An 18,524-nucleotide genomic window follows, 5' to 3' on the forward strand; every position below is an offset into this window, starting at 1 on the left:
AACCCGCGTACCGCCTGGCCGAATCGGGCCAATGCGTTTGCCGCCGACCGCCCGCCCGGCGGCCGGCGCCGACCGGCAGCAGGGACGCGGCGCGGAGCCGGACGGTCGCGGTGCGCCCATCTCCCCATGTGAGGCGCGAGCGCGGTTGGCCGCTTCCGGTCATGACAGCGGCTCGACCGGAGGGCCAGATCTCCTGTGGACGACCGGATCAGCGGTCCCGCCGGGGCTCCCGCCACATGAGCCATACGGGCGGGCAGCCCTTGCCCGGCAGGGTCAGCTCCCGCGTCACCCGGTACCCGAACCGCTCGTAGTACGGGACGTTCTGCTCCTTGGACGACTCCAGATAGGACGGGAGGCCTTCCGCGTCGCACCGGTCGAGCCTGGAGCGCAGCAGCGTGGCGCCCAGCCCGTTGCCCTGCGCGGGAGGATCGGTGCCGAGCACCGCCAGGTACCAGTGCGGCTCCTTCGGGTGGTGCTTCTCGATGGCGCCGAGGGTGCGCAGCATGGCGGACGTCCTCGTGCCCAGAGCGCGCAGGAGGGGCACCCCCTGCGCCGCTTGGCGGTGGAGGGGGATGCGCCAGCGGCCGGGCGGGGCCCACAGCGCCGCCGCCTGCGTCCCGTCGCGTCCGGTGGCCTCCGTGGCGCCGTGCGGCAGGTGCACCTGCCGCAGCATGATGCCGAAGAGCGCGGTCATCCGCCGCACCCGGGACGTGTCGTCCGGCAGCAGCCACCGCCACACGGGGTCGTCGTCGAACGCGCGCCCGAGGACCGCGGCGATCTCCGCGGCGTCGGCGTCCCGCGCGGTGCGGACCGGCGGGGACGGGCGGGACTGGGACGTCATGGCGCGGCCTCCTGGGGGACGCGCCGATCCTCACCGGGCCGCGGCACCGCGTCAAGCGGCCGCGTCACGCGCGGGCGCGCCGGTCCCTGCGCAGACAGCTCAGCTCGTCCAGGACCAGGGAGGAGCCGATGCCCACCAGCCAGATGTCCTTGGCGAGCGGGACGCCGGCCTGCGTCGGGCGCAGCCCGCCTTCCTGCCGCATCCCCGGGACCCGGAGGTACAGGCCCGCCAGGCCGGCGGAGAAGGCGGTGAGCGCCGCCCCCGCGAGCACGGACGGCACCAGCGGGATCAGCAGGGCGGCGCCCAGCGCCACCTCGGTCCGGCCGAGCAGGCGGGTGAAGTCCCGCGGATCCTGCGATTTCAGGAACGGGTAGGCGGTCGTGGCCAGGCCGTGGGTCTGCTCGGCCGTCTCCTCCAGGTTCTGGAGCTTCGACAGGCCCGAGTTCAGGACGAAGGAGCCGACGGCCAGCCGTACGGGCAGCTGGTGGGTGCGGGCGATGAGACGCATCGTTCCTCACTGGGGTCGGGAGAGACCTGCGCAGGGATCCCTTCCCGGCGTCCGTCCCCCGCACCTGATGGCCGGGTCAAGTCTCGGCCTACCGCCGCACCGGCTACCACGGGGGGAGCAGGCGCCGTGCCCCCGGCTGCTCCGGCCGGAGCAGCCGGGGAACCTCCGGTCGCCCGACGACGCCGCCCGTGCCCGGCCTGCATGCTCGGGCTGTCGCCGAGAAGATCCGGGAGTTCCGCCATGTCGGCCATCCAGTCGCGCCCCGCCGCCACCGGACAGTGGTGGCGGCCGGGCCAGTCCGTCCGCAAGACGATCGTCGTCGTGCACGTGGTCGCGTCCGTCGCGCTGCTCGGGGAGGTGTGGGGCCTGGTGCTGCTCAACCTCACCGCGACGCTGACCTCGGACGGGACGCTCGCCCACTCCGCCTACCGGCTGATGAGCGTGATGGTGTTCGGGGGCGGGATACCGCTCAGCCTCACCGCGCTCGCCTCCGGCATCGCGCTCGCCGTCGGCTCGCCGTGGGGCCTGACGCGCCACCTCTGGGTGTTCGCCAAGCTGGTCCTGCTGATCGCGGTGATCCTCGCCGGGATGCTGCTGTTCACCCCCGAGGCGCTGGCCGACGCCACCGCCGGCGGGGCCGACCCGTCCAGCGGACGCCAGTGGTGGCAGGTGACGGTCCTCTCCGGCCAGCTCGTCATGCTGCTCACCGCCACGGGCCTGTCGGTGTTCAAGCCGCGCCGCCGCCTCGCGTGGGGGCGTGCCGGGACGGCCGGGTCGCGGTAGCCTCGGCGGACGTGACGGCTTCCCAGGACGACCCGCCGACGGTCCCGGAGTGGGCGCCCGAGCACGAGGTCACCGCGGAGATCGCGGGCGCGCTGATCGGCCGGCGGTTCCGGGAGCTGCGCGGAGCCTCGGTGGAGCCGCTCGCGACCGGCTGGGACAACACCGTCTTCCTCGTCGCGGGGGAGTGGGCGTTCCGGTTCCCGCGCCGCCGGATCGCCGTCGCAAGGGTCGAGCGCGAGCTGGCGGTCCTGCCGGCCCTCGCGCCGCGCCTCCCGCTCGCGGTGCCCGTCCCCCGCTTCGCGGGCGAGCCGGGGGAGGACTTCCCGTGGCCGTTCTGGGGCGCCCGGCTGATCCCCGGCCGGGAGCTCGCCGACGTCCGCCCGCCGGACGGGGACCGGGTCGCCCTCGCTGCGGAGGCGGGGGCCTTCCTGCGGGCGCTGCACGATCCGGCGCTCGCCCGGGAGGCCGGCGCGGGGCTGCCGCTCGATCCGATGGAGCGCGCCGACCCCGCGCTCCGGGCGGCGCGGACCACCGGCCGCCTGGACGCCCTCGCGGCCCTCGGGGTGTGGGAGCGGGACCCGGCGCTGGAGGAGTTCCTGTCCGCGGCCCTCGGCTGGGAGGCGCCGGGCGGGGACCCGGTGCTCGTCCACGGGGATCTGCACGTCCGGCACCTGCTGCTGGATCCGGGCGGCCGGGCCGCCGGGGTGATCGACTGGGGCGATGTGTGCCTGGCCGACCCGGCGGTCGATCTCTCGTTCGCCTACGCCGGGTTCGAGGGCGCCGCGCGGGAGTCCTTCCTGGCGGCGTACGGGCCGGTGCCGGAGGAGCGGGCGGCGGCGGCGCGCACGCTGGCGCTGAACCTCTGCGCGACGCTCGCCGAGTACGCCGCGTCCACGGGACGGGACGCGCTGCTGGCCGAGTCGCTCGCCGGGCTCCGCCGGGCCCTCGGGGGCTGACGCGGCGCCCTCTCGTTCAGGCGCGCATGTAGACGCGGATCACGGTGCCGGAGGGGCCGGTGTGGACGCGCACCAGGTCGGCCAGGTGGTTGACCATGAGGATGCCCCGGCCGCCGTACGGGCTCATGTCCACCGGGCGGCGGCCGGCGAGCGGGTCGGTGATCGTCCCGGCGTCCCGGACCTCGCACACGACCTGGCCGTCCTCGGACCAGAGCCGGACGGTGCCCGCGCCGCCGCCGTGCAGGCACGAGTTGGCGGCGAGCTCGTTCACGGCGAGCTCCAGGTCGCCCACGGCGGCGGGCCCGAGGCCGAACCGCGCGGCCCAGCGGCACGCGAACTCCCGCACGAGGGGGAGCGCGTGGAGGTCGAAGCCCATCGTGACCGCGTCGGCGGGCTCCGGCAGCGGCCGGTTGTAGTCCTTGATGACGCGGTGCGGGGCGTAGTCGCCGCTGGCCCGCTCGCCGTCGCGGTCGATCACGACGGGATGGGTGGCGCGGGCGTCGGCGATGACGCCGGCGTCCAGCCCGGCGAGGTCGTAGGGGCACAGGATCGTCACCTCGCGGCCCTCGAACGCCAGGTTGATCAGCGCCTCGTGCTGGGCGCAGGCCGGGTACTCGGTCGCCGAGCGGCCCGGCCAGATCGGCTCGCCGATGATCCGCACCCGCCCGCCGGTGTGCCGGTCGGCGAACTCGCGCAGCACGCCGGGGATGATGCGGCCGGGGTTGCGGCCGGCCTCCGACATGTCGAGCCAGGTGACCCGGCCGGCGGCGTCGCCGAGCGCCGCGCGCAGCAGGGCGAGGCGGGCCGCCGGCACCGCGACGGCGACCGGCTCGCCCGCGTCGAGGCCCGCCCGGACGAACGGCACGGTGCCCGCGAGGTACTCCTCGTCGCCGAGGTAGAAGAGGGCGGGGTGGACGAACGGGCCGACCGGCGCCACACCCGGCTCGCCGGGCCTGAGGCTCATCGCGCGATTACTCCGTCCGTCCCGCTGCCACGATCACGTGCATCCGACCGAGGATACGCGCAGGCGGGCGGCCGTGCGCCCCGGCCCCCCGCGGACGTCCCCCGAGGTCAGCTGAACAATCATCCACCCCACGCGGTACCCCCGGACGGCGAAGGGAAAACGGGCGAAAGGCCGATAGGTCGGGTTCTGGGCGGTCGAACCGCTTCCGCGCGGGGGTCAGCGATCGCGCAGCAGGGTGGCGTCGACCACGTCGGTGAGCCGCCCGCGCTCGCGGTAGGCCTCGCGCTGCCGCTCCGCCCCCGTGCCGCCGGCCAGCAGGTGCCGCAGGCCGCCGGCGACGGCGTCGAGGTCCCCGGCGTCGCGCAGCGCGGGCAGCGCGTACGCTAGCAGGTCGCCGGCCAGCTCCCGGAATCCGGCGGGACGGCCCGTGCGCACGTCGACCCCCGTCCCGGCGAGGCCGTCCCGCGCGGCCAGCCAGTACGCCGCGCGCAGCATCTCCGGGGACGGGTCGGGCGCCGGCTCGCCCGCCGCGGCCGCGGCGGCCGCCGTCCCCACCAGCCCCCGGACCAGCGCCGCGAACACCGTGGCCTCGGCGGCCGTCGGGGCGACGTCCGCGAGCCGGACCTCCACGGTGGGCAGCCGCGCCGACGGCCGGACGTCCCAGAAGACCGTCCCGGTGTCCATGAGCGCGCCGCAGCCCAGCAGCGTGCCGACGAGATCGTCGTAGTGGGCGGCCGACGCGAAGAACGGCGGTGGCCCGGCGACCGGCCACCGCGCCCATGCCATCGCGCGCCAGCATGCGTGGCCGGTGTCGCGCCCCGCCCAGTACGGCGAGTTCGCCGTGAGGGCCAGCAGGGTCGGCAGCCAGGGACGCAGATGGTTGCTCACCTGGACGGCGAGCTCGCGGTCGGGCATCTCGACATGGACGTGGCACGAGCAGATGCTCTGCTCGTCGTCCAGCCCCCGGTACACGGCGAGGCTCTCGGCGTAGCGGGGACCGGCGCCGATGGGCGCGGGCACCACCGCGCCGAGCACGGGCGTCCCGGTCGCGGCCAGCCGGACGCCCTCGGCCGCCGCCGCGGCGGCCATCGCCGCCCGCATCGCCCGGATCTGCTCCGCGAGCTTGTCCAGGTCGTCGCACGGCGGCGTCTTGGCCTCGGCGAGGAACGCGACCAGCTCCGTGGACGCGCGGTCGCCGAGCGCCGCGCGCGCCCGCCGCACCACCGCCGGGGCGCGGGGGACGACCTCCCGGGAGACGGGATCGACGACGAAGTACTCTTCCTCGATTCCGAATCGCAGGGCCATCCACCACCTCGGGCTCAGGGGGCGACGCAGGCGGCCACGTTCCCTTCGACCGTACGTGCCCGCCCTTCCTTTTCGTACCTCCTGGACGGCCGGGAAACAGTGGCGCAGAACTCTCTTGACTTTCTTTTGGCCCGCTGCGCCCGGGGCAGTGTCAGGAGAGGAACACCCTGAAGAAGGAAGGTGAACTCCAATGGCCGGATCGACCGCGATGGGCGTGCTGGCCATCCTGGTCGCCGTCGGCGTCTTCGTCCTGGTCGGCCTGTTCTACCTTGGAGGCAGGCGGGAGGGCCCGCCCAACGGCTCGGACCGGGGCCGCTGATCTCAGGGGCCGGGATCGACGAAGTACATCGACAGCGCGATGAGGTGCGTCACCACGACCACGCCGATGCCGAAGAAGAACAGCATCTTGGCGGGACCGTGGGGGAAGACGGTGCCCGGCTTGAGCGGACCGCGCTCGCGCTGCCGCGCGGCGATCCGCTCCTCGATTGGCGGGCGGCCGAACATCGCTACTGGCGGGGGTCGTCGACGACGACGTCGGTCATGATGTCGACGGCCAGCGCGAAGATGCCGCCGATCACGGTGATCGCCGCGCCCACCCCGAACACCATCCAGTCGGGGCCGAGGGTGATGCCGACGCCGCCGATGGCGAAACCGATGAAGATGATGGCCACGGCGACCCAGGACTTCGGGCGCCCGGCGTGGCTGCCAGTCGACATGCGTTCGTCTTCCCTCTGCACGGTTCGGGGGTTGGGGATCTACGACCCGAACTCTAGCAACGCCCCTCGCCACAGGGCGTTCCGGGGTACCCCTCCGGGCCGCGGGGGGGCGGTCAGACGAACGCGCCGAGGCCGGTCGCGGCGCGCCCGACGATCAGCGTGTTGATCTCCCGGGTGCCCTCGTAGGAGTAGAGCGCCTCGGCGTCGGCGACGAACCGCCCGATGCCGTAGTCGAGGACGATCCCGTTGCCCGCCATCAGCTCGCGCGCCCAGCCGACGACCTCCCGCATGCGGGTGGTGCAGTACGCCTTGGCGAGCGCGGAGTGCTCATCGCGGTAGAGGCCGCCGTCCTGGAGCTGGGCGAGCCGCACCACCATGCCGAGCGACGCGGTGGCGTTCCCGAGCATCCGCACCAGCAGGTCCTGGACGAGCTGGAACTTGGCGATCGGCCGCCCGAACTGCTCGCGCTCCACCGCGTAGTCGCGGGCGATCTCGTACGCGGCGAGCATCACCCCGACCGCCTGCCACGCCACGCCGCTGCGCGTGCGGCGCAGGATGGCCGCGGTGTCCTTGAAGGTGTTCGCCCCGGCGAGCCGGTCGGCCTCGGGGACGCGGCAGCCGTCGAGCACGATGTCGGCGTTCTGGACCGTCCGCAGCGCGATCTTGTTCTCGATGCGGGTGGCGGTGAACCCCGGCGTCCCCCTGGCGACGACGAACCCCTTCACCTGGTCGTCGGCCTCGTCCCGCGCCCACACCACCGTGTGGTCGGCGAAGGTGGCGTTGCCGATCCAGCGCTTGGCGCCGTTCAGCACCCAGTGGTCGCCGTCGCGGCGCGCGGTGGTGCGCAGGCCGAGCGCGACGTCCGACCCGCCCTCGGGCTCGGTGAGCGCGAACGCGCCGATCTTCTCCATCCGCCCCATCGCGGGCAGCCACCGCGCCCGCTGCTCGGGGGAGCCGCACCGGCCGATGCTCCCCATCGCCAGGCCGCTGTGGACGCCGAAGAACGTCGCCATGGACGGGTCCACGCGGGCCATGTCCATCGCCAGGAACCCGGTGAGCAGACTGCTCGGCTTCTCGCCCGGGCACTCCTCGTGCGCGAGGCCCGCGATGCCGAGCTCGCCGTACTCGGGGATCAGGTCGAACGGGAACTCCGCCCGCGCCCAGCAGTCGTTCGCGATCGGCGCGACCTTGGCCTCCAGGAAGGCGCGGACCCGCCCGACGACCTCCTTCTCCCGGTCGTCGAGGAGTTCCTGCATGTGGTAGAGGTCGCCGGGGAGCGGATCGAGACTCATGACGGCCTCCTTCCCGGGCGGCGCACCGCTAACCGGTACCGCCCGGGGCCTGGTCACCGGGACCCGGTTTCGAGCGGGATTCGGTCGCTCGCCTACGATCCAGGACATGACGGTGCCGCCTGAGGAACTCGAACTGGCCGCCGCCTTCCCCCGAGCCGAGCGGGACCGGTGGCGGGAGATGGTGAAGGGGGTGCTGCGCAGGTCCGGCGCGGCGGACGAGGACACCCCCCTCGACGAGATCGAGGGTCTACTGACCCGCGAGTCGTACGAGGGCGTGCCGATCGCCCCGCTCTACACGCGCGACGATTCCCCGCCGGGACGCCCCGGGCTGGCGCCGTACGTCCGCGAGGTGCGTCCCGACGGGGAGGGCATCGCCGGCTGGGACGTCCGGCAGCGGCACGCCCACCCCGATCCCGCCGTCACCCGGGAGGCGATCCTCGCCGACCTGGAGAACGGCGCGACCTCGGTCTGGCTGCGGCTCGGCGACGGCGGCCCGCCGGTCGCCGCGCTGCCCGGGATGCTGCGCGGCGTCCTGCTCGACCTCGCGCCCGTCGTCCTGGACGCGGGCGCCTCCGCCGGCGAGGCGGCGGAGGCCTTCCTCTCCCTGGTCTCCGAGCGGGGGAACGCCGCGGACGCGTCCGGCGTCCTCGGCGCCGACCCGCTCGGGCTCCAGGCCCGCACCGGCACCGCCGGATCCCTGGACGAGGCCGCCGCGCTGGCCGTCCGGTGCGCCCGCGAGTTCCCCGGGCTGCGCGCGGTCGTGGCCGACGGCACCCCGTACCACGACGCGGGCGGCGGCGACGCCGAGGAGCTGGGCGCCGCCGTCGCCGCCGGTGTCGCCTACCTGCGCGCGCTGACCGGGGCCGGGCTGAGCGTGGACGAGGCGTTCGGCCAGATCGAGTTCCGCCTCGCGGTCAACGCCGACCAGTTCTCCTCGATCGCCAAGCTGCGCGCCATGCGCCGCCTCTGGGCGCGGGTCGCCGAGGTCAGCGGCGCCTTCGAGGGGACGTCGGCGCGCGTCCACGCGGTCACGTCGGCGGCGATGATGACGCGGCGCGACCCGTGGGTGAACATGCTCCGGACGACCGTCGCGGCCTTCGCCGCCGGGGCCGGCGGCGCCGACGCGGTCACCGTGCGGCCGTTCGACGCCCGCCTCGGCCTGCCGGACGGCTTCGCCCGCCGCATCGCCCGCAACACCCAGACGCTGCTGCTGGAGGAGTCCAGCCTGGCCCGCGTCGTCGACCCGGCCGGCGGCTCCTGGTACGCCGAGAGCCTCACCGAGGGCCTCGCCCAGGCCGCGTGGACGTGGTTCACCGAGATCGAGAAGGCCGGGGGCCTGGCCGCCGCCCTGGACTCCGGGCTCGTCGCCGGCCGGCTCGCCGCGACGTGGGCCCGGCGCCGCGCGGACATCGCGCACCGCAGGGCGCCGCTCACCGGCGTCAGCGAGTTCCCGAACCTCGGCGAGACCGTGCCGGAGCGCGACCCGGCGCCGCGGGAGCCCGGCGGCGGCCTCCCCGTCGTCACCTACGCGCAGGACTTCGAGGCGCTCCGCGACCGCTCCGACGCCCACGCGGACGCCACCGGCGCGCGCCCGAAGGTGTTCCTCGCGACGCTCGGGCCCATCGCCGTCCACACGGCGCGCGCGTCGTTCGCCGCCAACCTGTTCCAGGCGGGCGGGATCGAGACGGTCACCGGCGCACCCGAGGAGTTCGGGTCGTCCGGCGCGGCGGTCGCCTGCGTCTGCTCCAGTGACCGGGTGTACGAGGAGGAGGCCGCCGGAGCGGCGCGGGTTCTGCGCGACGCGGGCGCGGTGAAGGTCTGGCTGGCGGGTAAGGGAAGCTACGAGGGTGTCGACGCCGCCGTGTACGCGGGATGCGACGCGATCGAGGTGCTGGAGACCACCCTCCGCGATCTGGGAGTGAGCGAATGATCCCCGACTTCACCGAGATCGAGCTCGGGACGGCGCCCCCCGCCGACGGCGCCGCCAAGCGGTGGCGCGCCGCGGTCGCCGACGCCACGGGCGCCGACCCCGACGCCCAGACCTGGCAGACCCCGGAGGGCATCGGCGTCAAACCCCTGTACACCGGCGACGACCTGGCCGGGCTCGACTTCCTCGACACCTACCCGGGCATCGCGCCCTTCCTGCGCGGCCCCTACCCGGCGATGTACGCGACGCAGCCGTGGACGATCCGGCAGTACGCCGGCTTCTCCACCGCCGAGGAGTCCAACGCCTTCTACCGCCGCAACCTCGCGGCGGGGCAGAAGGGCCTGTCGGTCGCGTTCGACCTGGCCACGCACCGCGGCTACGACTCCGACCACCCCCGCGTGGCCGGGGACGTCGGCATGGCAGGGGTGGCGATCGACTCCATCTACGACATGCGGCAGCTCTTCGACGGCATCCCGCTGGACGAGATGAGCGTGTCGATGACCATGAACGGCGCCGTCCTGCCCGTCCTGGCGCTCTACATCGCGGCCGCCGAGGAACAGGGGGTGAAGCCGGAGGCGCTGGCGGGGACCATCCAGAACGACATCCTCAAGGAGTTCATGGTCCGCAACACCTACATCTACCCGCCGCAGCCGTCGATGCGGATCATCTCCGACATCTTCGCGTTCACCTCGCAGCGGATGCCGAAGTACAACTCCATCTCGATCTCCGGCTACCACATCCAGGAGGCCGGCGCCACCGCCGACCTGGAGCTGGCCTACACCCTCGCCGACGGCGTCGAGTACATCCGCGCCGGCCGCGACGCCGGCCTGGACATCGACGCGTTCGCGCCCCGGCTGTCGTTCTTCTGGGCGATCGGCATGAACTTCTTCATGGAGGTCGCCAAGCTCCGCGCCGCCCGGCTGCTGTGGGCGCGGCTGGTGAAGACGTTCGGGCCGCGCAACCCCAAGTCGCTGTCGCTGCGGACGCACTCGCAGACGTCCGGCTGGTCCCTCACCGCGCAGGACGCCTTCAACAACGTCGCCCGCACCTGCGTCGAGGCCATGGCCGCGACGCAGGGCCACACCCAGTCGCTGCACACCAACGCGCTGGACGAGGCCCTCGCCCTGCCGACCGACTTCTCCGCCCGGATCGCCCGCAACACCCAGCTGCTCCTCCAGCAGGAGTCCGGGACGACCCGCACCATCGACCCGTGGGGCGGCAGCGCCTACGTCGAGCGGCTCACCTACGACCTCGCGCGCCGCGCCTGGGGCCACATCACCGAGGTCGAGCAGGCCGGCGGCATGGCCAGGGCGATCGACGAGGGGCTGCCCAAGCTGCGCATCGAGGAGGCCGCCGCCCGCACCCAGGCGCGCATCGACTCCGGCCGGCAGCCCGTCGTCGGCGTCAACAAGTACCGCCCGGACACCGAGCAGGAGATCGAGGTCCTCAAGGTCGACAACGCGGCGGTCCGGGCGCAGCAGATCGACAAGCTCCACCGGCTGCGCGAGGAGCGCGACGAGGAGGCGGCGCGGTCCGCGCTGGAGGCGCTGACCCGCGCCGCCGGGGCCGCCGAGGACGGCACCCGGGCGCGCGGCCTGGAGCACAACCTCCTCGCCCTCGCCATCGACGCCGCCCGCGCCAAGGCGACCGTCGGCGAGATCTCCGGCGCCCTGGAGAAGGCGTACGGGCGGCACGCCGCGCAGATCCGTACGATCTCCGGTGTGTACCGGGAGGAGGCCGGGCGGGTGTCGAGCATCGAGAAGGCGCGGGCCGCGACCGCCGCGTTCGCGGAGGCCGAGGGCCGCCGCCCGCGCATCCTCGTCGCCAAGATGGGGCAGGACGGCCACGACCGCGGCCAGAAGGTGATCGCGACCGGGTTCGCCGACCTCGGCTTCGACGTCGACGTCGGCCCGCTGTTCCAGACCCCGGCCGAGGTCGCCCGCCAGGCCGTCGAGGCCGACGTGCACATCGTGGGCGTCAACTCCCTCGCCGCGGGCCACCTCACGCTGGTGCCCGCGCTGCGCGAGGAGCTGGCCGCGCTGGGCCGCGACGACATCATGATCGTGGTCGGCGGGGTCATCCCGCCCGGCGACTTCGCCGAGCTGCGCGCCGCCGGCGCCGCGGCGATCTTCGGGCCCGGCACCGTCCTCGCGGACGCGGCGGCCGGCCTGCTGGACGAGCTGTCCGCCGCGCTGGGGCACGCCGCCACGTGAGCGCGCCGGGCCTGGAGGACTACGCGGCCGGGGTGCTGGACGGGTCGCGGGCGTGGATCGCGCGGGCGATCACCCTCGTGGAGTCGGCCCGGCCCGACCACCGGGAGCTGGCGCAGAAGCTGCTCGTCGAGCTGACCCCGCACGCCGGGAACGCCCGCCGCGTCGGGATCACCGGCGTGCCCGGGGTCGGCAAGTCCACGTTCATCGACGCGCTCGGCACCCGCCTGACGGGGGAGGGCCACCGGGTCGCGGTGCTCGCCGTCGACCCGTCCTCCACCCGGACGGGCGGCAGCATCCTCGGCGACAAGACCCGGATGCAGCGGCTCGCCGCCGACCCGGGCGCGTTCATCCGCCCCTCGCCGACGGCCGGGACGCTCGGCGGCGTCGCCAAGGCCACCCGCGAGGCGATGGTCGTCATGGAGGCCGCCGGGTACGACGTCGTCCTCGTCGAGACGGTCGGCGTCGGGCAGTCCGAGACGACGGTCGCCGAGATGGTCGACTCCTTCCTGTTCCTCACCCTCGCCCGTACCGGCGACCAGCTTCAGGGCATCAAGAAGGGCGTCCTGGAACTGGCGGACGTCATCGCCGTCAACAAGGCCGACGGCGACCACGCGATGGAGGCCAAGCGCGCCGCACGCGAGCTGTCAGGGGCGCTGCGGCTGCTGCGCAGCGACGAACGCTCCCGCGCCATCCCGGTTCTGACCTGCAGCGCCAAGGAGGGCACCGGCCTGGACGAGGTGTGGGAGAAGCTCGTCGAGCACCAGGAGCGGCTCCGCGAGTCCGGCGAGCTGGAGGCGCGGCGGCGCCGCCAGCAGGTCGGGTGGACGTGGGCTCTGGTGCGCGACCGGCTCCTGTCCGACCTGCACGGGCACCCGGGCGTCAGGGGGATGGCGCCCGAGCTGGAGCGGGAGGTCGCCGAGGGGACCCTGACGCCCGCGCTCGCCGCCGAGCGCATTCTGGAGGCGTTCTCGCGGGACCGCTGAGCCCGGTTCCCGGCGTCCGAAACCACGGGTTAACCAGGGTCGCGGTCGCCGCGGACGGGGATCGGGTACAAAAGTCGGATGGACGTCATCGCGCTCGATGATCCGACCGACGCGCAGATCCGGCAGTGGCACGACGTGCTGGCCGCCGTCCACGCCGCCGACCCGGCGGCGGAGCCGGCGCCCGACCCGGAGCTGACGGCGCGGCGGCTGCTCGGCGCCGAGGCCGGGTCGCGGCAGCGGCTGTGGGCCGGCGCCGACGGAGGCGCACCGGTCGCGGTGGCGGCGCTCCGGCTGCCCGGGGCGCCCGGCGCGGGACGCCCCGGCGAGATCGACATCCGGGTCCGCCCGGAGCACCGCCGGCGCGGGTTCGGCAGCCGGCTGCTCGCCGTCGCCGCCGAGGGGCTGCGCGCGGACGGGCGCACCGGCGTGATCGCGCAGGTCCTCGCGGGCACGCCCGCCGTCCCTTTCCTGGAGTCGCACGGCTTCGAGTGCGTGCTGACCCTGCGCGGCCTGCTGCTGCGGCTGGACGACGTGCCCGCCGCCCGCGTCGAGGGACTGCTGGCCGCGGCGCCCGAGGGCTACCGGCTCGTCCGCTGGCGGGGCGCGGCCCCGGACGAGCACGCCGCCGCCCTCGCCCGCGCCAAGCACGCCATGGCGGACTTCGCCGAGTACGAGGGGACGCCCTGGGACGCGCACCGCGTCCGCGAGATGGCCGAGATCGTCGCCAAGCGCGGCGATGACCTGTACACCGTCGCCGCCGTCACCGGTGACGTCGTCGCCGGGTTCACCGAGGTCGTGGTGCCGGCCGGGGCCGCCGGCCGCGCCGCGCAGTACGACACGGCCGTCGTGCCGGAGCACCGGGGGCGCCGGATCGGCATCTGGGTCAAGGCGGCGATGCTGCGCTGGCTGGCGGAGGAACGCCCCGAGGTCCGGGAAATCGAAACGGACAATTCCGGCGACAACGCCCACATGCTCGCCGTCAACGAGGAACTCGGCTTCCGGGTCGAACGCGAGTCCCTGGAATACCTGGCCCCCGTCGCCGCCCTGCCCGCCCCCGGCCGCTGACCGGGCGCCCGCCGCCTCCCCTCTGCCCCGGTTTCGCGCCCGCCGGGCGGAAAATGCGTTGCCCGTGCCACCGGTGTATCGGCACTCTGATGGAGGCCTTCCGGGAAAAGCCCGGAAGGCGGAGAATTGCCGGAGCATTTCCTCGTGGTTCAACGGCAGAACGCCGCACTGTTAATGCGGATATCCAGGTTCGAATCCTGGCGGGGGAGCGGCACGGGCAGAGGAGGTGACCCGGTGAACGTGCTCGTCCTGAACGCGTCGTACGAGCCATTCCAAAGGGTGGACCTGCGGCACGCCATCCGGATGCTGGTGCGCGAGGTGGCGGTCGTCGAGGAGGCGGAGGAGGGCCGCACCTTCGGCCGCTTCCCGGTGCCGCGGGTCCTGCGGCTCGTCCGGTACGTCGCGATGCGCTGGCGCCACGGCCGGCGCCCGCCGTGGAGCAAGCGCGGCGTGTACCTGCGCGACAGGGGCACCTGCTGCTACTGCGGCAAGCGCGGGAACACGATCGACCACGTCCACCCGCAGTCGCGCGGCGGCGGCGACACCTGGGAGAACACGGTCCTGTCGTGCGGCAGGTGCAACAACCGCAAGGGGGACCGCACGCTCGCCGAGGCCGGCCTGCGGCTGCTGTCCGAGCCGCGGGTGCCGCGCTGGGAGGAGCTCGTCGGCATCTGACGGGCCGCCCGGCGCGTGGCGGGGACCAGGGGTCGGACCGCTTCGGTGGTCCGGCCCCTGAATCTTGTACCGTGACATCTTTCAGTAGCCTACGTGTGACTCTGTGTGTTTTCTGAAGCTTCTGAGGCTAAATGGGTGATTGTGGTAGCGTGCCGCCAATCTTGAGCTTTGTTATCTAGGAGAGATCTGTGGCGGCCCTCGATCCACTCGGCAGGACGGCACGCCCCTCGCGCGGGCGCACGGCGGCGCGGCGCCTCACGGCGATCGCCCTCGCGGCGGGCCTCTCGGCGGCGCTGCCGCCGGTGTCCGGAAGCGCCGCGGGGCTTCCCCAGGAACCCAAGGACCTGAAGAAGGAGTACGCCAAGCTCAAGGCGCGCTCCGAGAAGCTGTCCAAGGAGTACCGGGGCGAGCTGGTCTCCCTCGAGGAGGCGAAGAAGGCCGCCGAGCGCGCCGGCGCGGACGCCTCCCAGACCGGCCGGGAGTACGAGGCCGCCCGCACCAGCGTGGCCCGGCTCGCCTCCACCACCTACATGACCGGCCGGCTCGACACGATCCCGATGGTCTCCTCGGCCGAGCCGTCCGCCGCCGTCCGCGACGCCGCGGTCCTGGAGCACATCAGCCGCAACAACGGCCGCCGCATCCAGAGCCTGCAGGCCCTGAACGCCAAGGCGACCCAGTCGCAGGAGGCGGCGAAGAAGAAGCTGGCCGAGGTCAAGAAGGAGCTCGACGACCTGGAGGGCCAGCGCGCCCGCGTCAAGAAGCTGCTCGCCAAGTACAAGCCCGAGGTGACCCGCACGAGCGTCCCCGGCGGCGGCCGCCCCGACGGGGCGACCGGCACCAAGTCGCCCATCGTCGGCAACTCCATGACCTCGCGGATGCGCAACGTCCTGGTGGAGATCGACGGGAAGTTCGGCCCGTTCCCCACCATCGGCTGCTCGCGCCCCGGCGACCCCCAGGACCACGGCTCCGGCACGGCCTGCGACTTCATGGAGAGCACCGGCGGCAAGATGCCGAGCGCGTCCGCCCAGGCCCACGGCGACCGCGTCGCCCAGTTCGTGATCGACAACGCGTCCCGCCTGGGCATCAAGTACGTCATCTGGAAGCAGCGCATCTACGACATGCGCGGCAGCGGCGGCTGGCGCCAGATGGAGGACCGGGGCAGCATCACGCAGAACCACTTCGACCACATCCACGTCTCCGTCCTCTGACGGCGCGCCCTTCGACATCGAGCAGCCGTACGGCCCGCTGATCGAGACGACCCCCCGGGCCGCCTCCTGGAACGTCCGGGTCCGGTATGGCCCTGGGAGCGGCGCGAGAAGGCGATTCTCGGCCGGTCGGGCGAGCGGAGGCTCGGCGGCGCCGGCGGTACCGACGCGGGCCTGGCGGTGCACGCGCGGGCCGACGGACCCCGCGGCCGCGCCCGGCCCGGCACGCCGACCTGCGCTACTGAGCCGGAAGGTCCACGGTGGTGCCCTCGCGGGCGGAGCGGGCGGCGGCCTCGATGACCTCCAGGCCGGTGATCGCGTCCACGAGGGTGACCGGGGGCGGCGCGTCCTCCCGCAGGCTGCGCAGGACCCTCGCGTAGAAGTCGTGGTAGGCGCCGGGGGCGGTGGCCTCCGGAGCCGTGCCGCCGGGGGTGCCGAGCAGGCCGTACGACTCCGGCGCGGCGATGCCGTAGCCGGGGTCCTTCGGGGTCAGGCCCTCGTGGAGCTGCTCCTCCTGGACGTCCATGCCCGAGACCGTGTACGACGCGCGGCTGCCGAGGACCCGGAAGCGCGGGCCGAGTTGCGCGGCGGTCGCGCTCATCCACAGGTGGGAGCGGGTGCCGCCCGGGTGGGAGAGGGCGACGAACACGTCGTCGGGGGCGACGGCGCCGGGGCGGCGGGTGTCGACCTCGGCGTAGACCCGCGTGGGGCGGCCGAACAGGGTGACCGCCTGGTCGATGAGGTGCGAGCCGAGGTCGAACAGGATGCCGCCCGCGTCCCGCGGGTCGACGCTCTCCTTCCAGCCGTCCTTCACCCGCGGCCGCCAGCGCTCGAACCGGGACTCGAAGCGCTGGACGTCGCCGAGCGCGCCCGAGGCCGCCAGCCGCGACACCGTCCGGTAGTCGCCGTCCCAGCGGCGGTTGTGGAACGGGAACACCGGCAGGCCCCGCACGGCGCTCAGCGCGGCGAGGGACCGGGCGTCCGCGGCCGAGGCCGCGACCGGCTTGTCCACGACGACCGGGACGCCCGCGGTCATCGCCGCCCGGGCCAGCGGGACGTGCTGCCGGTTCGGCGCGGTCACCACGACCAGGTCGTAGCCGCCCGGCGACCCCCACAGCCGGTCGGCGCCGTCGATCACCTCCGCCTCCGGGTAGCGCTCCCGCACGGCCCGCTGCCGCCGGGGGGCGCCGGTGACGACCGCGGCCAGCCGCATCCCGGGGACGGAGGAGATCAGCGGGGCGTGGAACACCGCGCCGCCGGTGCCGTATCCGATCAGCGCAACTCGCAGGTCCATGCCACGATCATGACCGATGGCGCCCGGCCCGGCGGGCGGCGGGGTCCGCCGCGTGGCGGATTCGCCGGTTCCACGTAGGCTTTTGTCCTGGACGTGCCATGACGAGGGGGACGTGTTGCCCAAGCCAGTGCTGCTGACCGTCGACGACGACCCGGGCGTGTCCCGGGCCGTGGCGCGGGACCTGCGCCGCAGGTACGCCGAGTCGTACCGGGTCGTGCGCGCCGAGTCCGGGCGCCAGGCCCTGGACGCGCTGAGCGAGCTGCGGCTGCGCGGCGAGGACACCGCCGTGCTCCTCGCCGACCACCGGATGCCGGAGATGGACGGCGTGGAGTTCCTGGAGCGGGCGATGGACCTGTTCCCCTTCGCCCGCCGCGTGCTGCTCACCGCCTACGCCGAGACCGACGCCGCGATCCGCGCGATCAACGACGTGGACCTCGACCACTACCTGCTCAAGCCGTGGGACCCGCCGGAGGAGAAGTTCTACCCGGTGATCGACACGCTGCTGGACGCGTGGCGGCGCACCGACCGCCGCCCGCCCGGCGAGCTGCGCGTCGTCGGGCACCGCTGGTCGTCGCGCTGCTACGAGGTCCGCGACTTCCTCGCCCGTCACCAGGTGCCCTACACCTGGCTGATGGACGCCGACCCGGACGGCGCCGAGCTGATCGCCGCGGCCGGGTCGCCGGAGCTGCCGCTGGTCGTCACGGCGGACGGGACGACCCTGTCGGCCCCCTCCGACGCCGACCTGGCCGCCGCCGTCGGGCTGCCGAGCACCCCCTCCACCGGCTTCTACGACCTGATCGTCGTCGGCGGCGGGCCGTCCGGGCTGGGCGCGGCCGTGTACGGCGCGTCGGAGGGCCTGAACACGGTCGTGGTGGAGCGGCGCGCCCTCGGCGGCCAGGCCGGGCAGAGCTCCCGCATCGAGAACTACCTCGGCTTCCCCGACGGGGTGAGCGGCTCGCAGCTCGCCGACCGGGCCCGCCGGCAGGCCGACCGGTTCGGCGCCGAGCTGCTGCAGGCCGGCGAGGTCACCGCGCTGGAGTCGCGCGGCACCGCCCGCGTCGCGCGGTTGTCGGACGGCACGGAGATCGCCGCGCACGCCGTCATCCTCGCCACCGGCGTCTCCTACCGGCGGCTCAACGCCGACGGCGTGGACGACTTCGTCGGGCGCGGCGTGTACTACGGCGCCGCGCTCACCGAGGCGCCGTCCTGCAAGGACGAGGAGGTCGCCGTCGTCGGCGGCGCCAACTCCGCCGGGCAGGCCGCGGTGTACCTGGCCGGGTACGCCAGGAAGGTGCACGTCATCGTCCGGGCGGACGGCCTGGAGAGGTCGATGTCGCACTACCTGATCGAGCAGATCGCCGCGACGCCCAACATCGAGGTGCACACCGGCAAGACGGTGTGCGCGGCCGAGGGCGCCGACCGGCTGGAGCGGCTCACGTTCGCGTGGCCCGGCGGCAAGAAGACCATCGACGCGCACTGGCTGTTCGTGTTCATCGGCGCCGAACCGGGGACGGGCTGGCTGGACGGCTACGTCGAGCGCGACGCGCGCGGCTACGTCCTGACGGGCCCGGACCTCGTCGCCGGGGGGCGCCGCCCGGCCGGGTGGCCGCTCGCCCGCCAGCCCTACCACCTGGAGACCAGCGTGCCCGGCGTGTTCGCCGCCGGCGACGTCCGCTCGGAGTCGATGAAGCGGGTCGCGTCCGCGGTCGGCGACGGCGCGATGGCCGTCGCTCTGGTTCATCGCTATTTGGAGCAGGCATGAGCGAAGCGAACCGGGGGGCGCGGGGGGTCGCCCCC

At 74.3% G+C, this 18,524-nt stretch carries 18 protein-coding genes and 1 tRNA gene; 11 read left to right on the forward strand and 8 right to left on the reverse strand.

Features of this window, described 5'->3' with window-relative positions; genetic code table 11:
- Positions 1-208: 208 nt before the first annotated feature.
- On the reverse strand, positions 209-841 hold the full coding sequence (locus K8Z49_RS03565) for a GNAT family N-acetyltransferase (RefSeq protein ID WP_111831504.1): 633 nt from the start codon (positions 839-841) through the stop codon (positions 209-211).
- A 64-nt stretch (positions 842-905) separates the two neighbouring features.
- Complete coding sequence (locus K8Z49_RS03570) at positions 906-1,349, reverse strand: hypothetical protein (RefSeq protein WP_412517595.1); 444 nt, start codon at positions 1,347-1,349, stop codon at positions 906-908.
- Positions 1,350-1,589: 240 nt separating this feature from the next.
- On the opposite strand from K8Z49_RS03570, the gene K8Z49_RS03575 reads away from it, so the two are divergent.
- Together K8Z49_RS03575 and K8Z49_RS03580 are read left to right on the forward strand one after the other, a co-directional pair.
- On the forward strand, positions 1,590-2,132 hold the full coding sequence (locus tag K8Z49_RS03575; RefSeq protein ID WP_412517596.1) for a hypothetical protein: 543 nt from the start codon (positions 1,590-1,592) through the stop codon (positions 2,130-2,132).
- 11 nt (positions 2,133-2,143) lie between these two features.
- On the forward strand, positions 2,144-3,088 hold the full coding sequence (locus K8Z49_RS03580; protein ID WP_052357399.1) for a phosphotransferase: 945 nt from the start codon (positions 2,144-2,146) through the stop codon (positions 3,086-3,088).
- Positions 3,089-3,104: 16 nt separating this feature from the next.
- Here the strand turns inward: K8Z49_RS03580 and K8Z49_RS03585 are convergent, their stop codons facing one another.
- Positions 3,105-4,052, reverse strand: a complete 948-nt coding sequence (locus K8Z49_RS03585; protein WP_024934902.1) for a sensor histidine kinase — start codon at positions 4,050-4,052, stop codon at positions 3,105-3,107.
- Between the two features lie 216 nt (positions 4,053-4,268).
- Positions 4,269-5,357 (reverse strand): carboxylate-amine ligase, encoded by a 1,089-nt coding sequence (locus K8Z49_RS03590; protein WP_024934901.1) that lies wholly within the window; start codon positions 5,355-5,357, stop codon positions 4,269-4,271.
- Positions 5,358-5,547: 190 nt separating this feature from the next.
- Between K8Z49_RS03590 and K8Z49_RS03595 the strand changes: the two genes are divergently transcribed.
- A complete protein-coding gene (locus K8Z49_RS03595; protein ID WP_021600300.1) occupies positions 5,548-5,676 on the forward strand; it encodes a hypothetical protein in 129 nt (42 codons plus the stop codon).
- 2 nt (positions 5,677-5,678) lie between these two features.
- Here K8Z49_RS03595 and K8Z49_RS03600 read toward each other — a convergent pair whose 3' ends face one another.
- The 3 genes from K8Z49_RS03600 to K8Z49_RS03610 all read right to left on the reverse strand — a co-directional run bounded on the left by K8Z49_RS03600 (position 5,679) and on the right by K8Z49_RS03610 (position 7,365).
- A complete protein-coding gene (locus tag K8Z49_RS03600) occupies positions 5,679-5,861 on the reverse strand; it encodes a hypothetical protein (protein ID WP_021600299.1) in 183 nt (60 codons plus the stop codon).
- Positions 5,862-5,863: 2 nt separating this feature from the next.
- Positions 5,864-6,073: an HGxxPAAW family protein gene (locus K8Z49_RS03605; RefSeq protein ID WP_021600298.1), complete on the reverse strand. Its 210-nt coding sequence runs from the start codon at positions 6,071-6,073 to the stop codon at positions 5,864-5,866.
- A 113-nt stretch (positions 6,074-6,186) separates the two neighbouring features.
- Entirely contained in the window at positions 6,187-7,365 is a 1,179-nt protein-coding gene (locus K8Z49_RS03610; protein WP_021600297.1) for an acyl-CoA dehydrogenase family protein, read from the reverse strand.
- 106 nt (positions 7,366-7,471) lie between these two features.
- Between K8Z49_RS03610 and K8Z49_RS03615 the strand changes: the two genes are divergently transcribed.
- The 7 genes from K8Z49_RS03615 (at position 7,472) to K8Z49_RS03645 (ending at position 15,436) form a co-directional block, all read left to right on the forward strand.
- Positions 7,472-9,295, forward strand: coding sequence for a methylmalonyl-CoA mutase subunit beta (locus K8Z49_RS03615; RefSeq protein WP_111831507.1), 1,824 nt, complete (start codon positions 7,472-7,474; stop codon positions 9,293-9,295).
- On the forward strand, positions 9,292-11,505 hold the full coding sequence (scpA, locus tag K8Z49_RS03620; protein WP_111831508.1) for a methylmalonyl-CoA mutase: 2,214 nt from the start codon (positions 9,292-9,294) through the stop codon (positions 11,503-11,505). Before K8Z49_RS03615 ends, scpA begins: the two co-directional genes overlap by 4 nt.
- Positions 11,502-12,488 carry a methylmalonyl Co-A mutase-associated GTPase MeaB gene (gene meaB / locus K8Z49_RS03625; RefSeq protein ID WP_412517597.1) on the forward strand — a complete coding sequence of 329 codons (987 nt, stop codon included), beginning with the start codon at positions 11,502-11,504 and terminating at the stop codon, positions 12,486-12,488. Before scpA ends, meaB begins: the two co-directional genes overlap by 4 nt.
- A 78-nt stretch (positions 12,489-12,566) precedes the next feature.
- Positions 12,567-13,553, forward strand: coding sequence for a GNAT family N-acetyltransferase (locus K8Z49_RS03630; RefSeq protein ID WP_412517598.1), 987 nt, complete (start codon positions 12,567-12,569; stop codon positions 13,551-13,553).
- Between the two features lie 138 nt (positions 13,554-13,691).
- A tRNA-Asn gene (locus tag K8Z49_RS03635) sits at positions 13,692-13,762 on the forward strand.
- A gap of 25 nt (positions 13,763-13,787) precedes the next feature.
- A complete protein-coding gene (locus K8Z49_RS03640) occupies positions 13,788-14,228 on the forward strand; it encodes an HNH endonuclease (RefSeq protein ID WP_021600284.1) in 441 nt (146 codons plus the stop codon).
- A 188-nt stretch (positions 14,229-14,416) separates the two neighbouring features.
- On the forward strand, positions 14,417-15,436 hold the full coding sequence (locus tag K8Z49_RS03645) for a coiled-coil domain-containing protein (RefSeq protein WP_075021717.1): 1,020 nt from the start codon (positions 14,417-14,419) through the stop codon (positions 15,434-15,436).
- Between the two features lie 235 nt (positions 15,437-15,671).
- Here K8Z49_RS03645 and K8Z49_RS03650 read toward each other — a convergent pair whose 3' ends face one another.
- Complete coding sequence (locus tag K8Z49_RS03650) at positions 15,672-16,727, reverse strand: Gfo/Idh/MocA family oxidoreductase (protein ID WP_024934898.1); 1,056 nt, start codon at positions 16,725-16,727, stop codon at positions 15,672-15,674.
- 112 nt (positions 16,728-16,839) lie between these two features.
- Between K8Z49_RS03650 and K8Z49_RS03655 the strand changes: the two genes are divergently transcribed.
- The gene (locus K8Z49_RS03655) at positions 16,840-18,489 is read left to right on the forward strand and encodes an FAD-dependent oxidoreductase (protein ID WP_235206373.1); all 1,650 of its coding nucleotides are present in this window, start codon (positions 16,840-16,842) and stop codon (positions 18,487-18,489) included.
- The last annotated feature ends 35 nt before the right edge of the window (positions 18,490-18,524 follow it).

It is taken from the genome of Actinomadura madurae, from assembly GCF_047130825.1.
Classification (GTDB): Bacteria; Actinomycetota; Actinomycetes; order Streptosporangiales; family Streptosporangiaceae; genus Spirillospora; species Spirillospora madurae.

Excerpts from the sequence above, each read along its gene's own strand:
- K8Z49_RS03565 (WP_111831504.1), bottom strand. The coding sequence starts at position 841 with ATGACGTCCCAGTCCCGCCCGTCCCCGCCGGTCCGCACCGCGCGGGAC.
- K8Z49_RS03570 (WP_412517595.1), bottom strand. The coding sequence starts at position 1,349 with ATGCGTCTCATCGCCCGCACCCACCAGCTGCCCGTACGGCTGGCCGTC.
- K8Z49_RS03575 (WP_412517596.1), top strand. The coding sequence starts at position 1,590 with ATGTCGGCCATCCAGTCGCGCCCCGCCGCCACCGGACAGTGGTGGCGG.
- K8Z49_RS03585 (WP_024934902.1), bottom strand. The coding sequence starts at position 4,052 with ATGAGCCTCAGGCCCGGCGAGCCGGGTGTGGCGCCGGTCGGCCCGTTC.
- K8Z49_RS03590 (WP_024934901.1), bottom strand. The coding sequence starts at position 5,357 with ATGGCCCTGCGATTCGGAATCGAGGAAGAGTACTTCGTCGTCGATCCC.
- K8Z49_RS03595 (WP_021600300.1), top strand. The coding sequence starts at position 5,548 with ATGGCCGGATCGACCGCGATGGGCGTGCTGGCCATCCTGGTCGCCGTC.
- K8Z49_RS03600 (WP_021600299.1), bottom strand. The coding sequence starts at position 5,861 with ATGTTCGGCCGCCCGCCAATCGAGGAGCGGATCGCCGCGCGGCAGCGC.
- K8Z49_RS03605 (WP_021600298.1), bottom strand. The coding sequence starts at position 6,073 with ATGTCGACTGGCAGCCACGCCGGGCGCCCGAAGTCCTGGGTCGCCGTG.
- K8Z49_RS03610 (WP_021600297.1), bottom strand. The coding sequence starts at position 7,365 with ATGAGTCTCGATCCGCTCCCCGGCGACCTCTACCACATGCAGGAACTC.
- K8Z49_RS03615 (WP_111831507.1), top strand. The coding sequence starts at position 7,472 with ATGACGGTGCCGCCTGAGGAACTCGAACTGGCCGCCGCCTTCCCCCGA.
- scpA (WP_111831508.1), top strand. The coding sequence starts at position 9,292 with ATGATCCCCGACTTCACCGAGATCGAGCTCGGGACGGCGCCCCCCGCC.
- K8Z49_RS03630 (WP_412517598.1), top strand. The coding sequence starts at position 12,567 with ATGGACGTCATCGCGCTCGATGATCCGACCGACGCGCAGATCCGGCAG.
- K8Z49_RS03650 (WP_024934898.1), bottom strand. The coding sequence starts at position 16,727 with ATGGACCTGCGAGTTGCGCTGATCGGATACGGCACCGGCGGCGCGGTG.